The 3,483-nt window shown below is 53.7% G+C and carries 2 protein-coding genes; both read right to left on the reverse strand.

Features of this window, described 5'->3' with window-relative positions:
- On the reverse strand, window positions 1–2,099 hold a 2,099-nt coding region (infB, locus tag ACTHUT_RS15785), incomplete at its 3' end, for a translation initiation factor IF-2 (protein ID WP_440419015.1).
- Window positions 2,100–2,110: 11 nt separating this feature from the next.
- Window positions 2,111–3,483: transcription termination factor NusA (gene nusA, locus ACTHUT_RS15790; RefSeq protein WP_440419017.1), on the reverse strand; the 1,373-nt coding region annotated here is incomplete at its 5' end.

Below are 3,483 nucleotides of genomic sequence, written 5' to 3' on the forward strand. Positions count from 1 at the left end.
GGGATAGACGGCCCGGCTTCATTGATGGCTTTGCCGTTTTCGTCAACCATTGCACGGATTTTACCGAATGCAGTACCGGCCAGCAGCATATCGCCTTTTTTCAGCGTACCGCTTTGTACCAAGAGGGTGGCAACCGCGCCGCGGCCTTTGTCCAAACGTGCCTCAACAATGATACCTTTGGCAGGTGCGTCGACTGGGGCAGTCAGTTCCAAAACTTCAGCTTCGAGCAAGACTGCTTCGAGTAATGCATCGATGTTCAGGCCTTTTTTAGCGGAAACGTCGATAAACTGTACATCGCCACCCCATTCGTCAGGCACAACTTCGTGAGCAGTCAGCTCTTGGCGGATACGCTCAGGGTTGGCGGCCTCTTTATCGATTTTGTTGACGGCAACCACCATTGGTACGCCCGCGGCTTTAGCGTGGGCAATCGCCTCGATGGTTTGCGGCATTACGCCGTCGTCGGCTGCAACCACAAGAATCACGATATCGGTTGCTTTCGCACCGCGCGCACGCATGGCGGTAAACGCTTCGTGACCCGGAGTATCCAAGAAGGTAATCACGCCGCGTGGGGTTTCAACGTGGTATGCACCGATGTGTTGGGTAATGCCGCCCGCTTCGCCTTGTACCACTTTGGCGCGGCGGATGTAGTCCAGCAGGGAAGTTTTACCGTGGTCAACGTGACCCATCACGGTCACAACCGGAGGACGTGGCAATGCTTCGGCTTCTACTGCTTCAACGCCTTCATCCAAGAATGCTTCAGGATCGTCGGCGGCGGCTGGTTTACCGATGTGGCCGAGTTCTTCCACCACAATCAGGGCAGTGTCTTGGTCGATGGATTGGTTGATGGTTACCATCATGCCCATTTTCATCAGGGCTTTAACCACTTCGACGCCTTTAACAGCCATTTTGTGTGCCAAGTCGGCAACGGTAATGGTTTCAGGTACCAAAACTTCGTGTACGACAGGTTCGGTCGGTGCTTGGAAGGCGTGTTGGTTTGGCTCAAGTTTGAGTTTTTTGCCTTTTTTGCCGCCGCGTACGCGCTCGTCGTCACCATTGCGCGCATTGTTGCGGTCACGGCCGCCTTTGCCGCCTTTGCCTCTGGCGTTACGGCCTTGGTTTTCTTCGTCACGGTCACGACGGTCTTCTTTTTTACCGCGCGCGTTGTGTTCGGATTTGCCTTCGCCGGATGCTGCTTTGGCTTTCTCGGCAGGTTTATTGCGTTCGCCTGATTTGGCTTCTTTAGTAGGTTTTGAGTCTTTCTCGGCCTGTTGTTTTATGGCTTCGCGGCGTGCTTGACGCTCTTGTTTTTCTTTTAACAAGGCTTCTTGATGCGCGCGCAGGGCAGCGGCACGACGGGCTTCTTCATCGCGTTGAGCCTGTTCTTCAACGCTGACGACAGGTTGCGGTACGGCAGGAGCGGCAGGTTTGGCTGCCTTTTTCGCTTCTTTGCCTTTGCCGCCTTTGTCTTGTTTGGCTTTGGCAGGTTTTTTGGCTTCGGCTAGTTTTTCAGCTTCAACGGATTTTTCAGACGGCTTGTTGTCCGCTTTAGCTTCAACTTTTGCTTCGGCCTTAGCTTCTACGGTTTCAACCGGTTTGGCTTCTTCTTTTTTGGCTTCAGCAGGTTTGCCTTCCGCTTTTGGTGCGGCTTTGGCTGCTTTCAGTCTGGCTGCTTCGGCCTCTGCTTTGGCACGGGCTTCGGCTTTTGCGGCAGCTTCTGCTTCAGCTTTGGCTTTTTCTTCGGCAGCTTGGGCGGCTGCTTTTTCTGCTTCGGCTTTTTGGTTTTCCGCTGCTACTTTGGCTTTGGCTTCCGCAGCCAATTCTTCGGAAGAAGGAATGGTAACGGCACGGCTGCGGCGGCGTGTTTCCACTTTTACGCCGTCAACGGTGCTGACTTCGGTTTTTTTGCGACGGATGCTGATGGTGCCGCTGTTGCTGCCGTTTTTCTTTTGCAGGTAAGCAGTCAACAGTTGTTTGTCGTCAGTGGTTATGCTGTCATTACCGCTGTTTTTGTTGACCCCGGCTTCTTTCAATTGTTTAAGCAAATCATCGACGGGGCGGTTTAGTTCGGCGGCAAATTGCGCTACGGTTGTATTACTCATTCAGTACCCCCTTAGTTATTTTCTTCGGTAAACCAGTGTTCGCGTGCAGCCAAAATCACTTTTTTGGCTTCTTCTTCGTCAACACCGGTAATTTCGACCAATTCGTCAACAGACAATTCGGCCAAATCATCGCGTTGGGTAACGCCGGCTTCGGCCAGTTTGCGCAACATGTCGGAATCTACGCCGTCCAAATTGCGCATGTCTTCAGACACTTCACCCAGTTTTTCTTCTGCGGCGATGGTAATGGTCAGGATCGCATCGCGTGCGCGATTGCGCAGGGTTTCAACGATTTCTTCGTCAAAGCCGTCAATCGAGAGCAATTCTGCCGCTGGAACGTAAGCAACTTCTTCCAATGTGGCAAAGCCTTCTTCCACCAAGATATCGGCGGTTTCGTCGTCGATATTCAAGTGGGTGGTGAAGAGGTTGCGGATAACCGCGTCTTCGGCAGCATTGCGCTCGTCGGCTTCTTCAACGGTCATGATGTTCAGCTGCCAGCCGGTCAGGATAGAAGCCAGGCGGACGTTTTGACCGCCGCGGCCGATGGCCAGCGCCAGTTGGTTTTCATCAACGATTACGTCAACGGCGTGTTTGTCTTCGTCAATTACGATGCGGCTTACTTCGGCAGGAGACAGCGCATTCATCACGAATTGGGCTGGCTCAGGAGACCACAATACAATGTCGATGCGCTCACCGGACAATTCGTTGCTCACAGCGTTAACACGGGAGCCGCGCACGCCGATACAAGTACCTTGCGGGTCGATGCGTTGGTCGTTGGCTTTAACGGCAACTTTGGCGCGTTGACCGGGATCGCGTGCTACTTCGCGGATTTCCAACAGGCCGTCTGCAATTTCAGGCACTTCGTTGGCGTAGAGTTTGGCCAAGAAGTCACCGCTGGTACGGCTCAAAATGACTTGTTTGCGGCCGGTATTGCCGATTTCGTCCACACGCAGGAAGAGGGCGCGGATGCGGTCGCCGCTGCGGAAGTTTTCGCGCGGAATCATTTCTTCGCGCGGAATCAGGGCGTCGAGTTTGCCTGCAACGACTTCCACGATGATGCCGTGGCGCTCGACGCGTTTTACCGTACCGGAAACGATGTCTTCTTTAGAAGCGAGGAACTCGTTCAGGTTTTGCTCGCGTTCGGCATCGCGGATGCGTTGCAGGATGATTTGTTTGGCAGTTTGCGCGGCTTGGCGGCCGAAACCTTCGTTTGGCAGCTGCTCTTCGTAGTATTCGCCGATTTGGATGGTGGTGCCGGGAATTTCTTCTTGGATTTCCTCGATGGTTTTTTCTACGTCGGGGTAGGTGTAGTCTTCATCGGCAACAATCAGCCAGCGGCGGAAGGTTTGGTATTCGCCGGTATCGCGGTCGATTTCGACGCGCACGT

Source organism: Neisseria sp. P0022.S010, assembly GCF_051956635.1.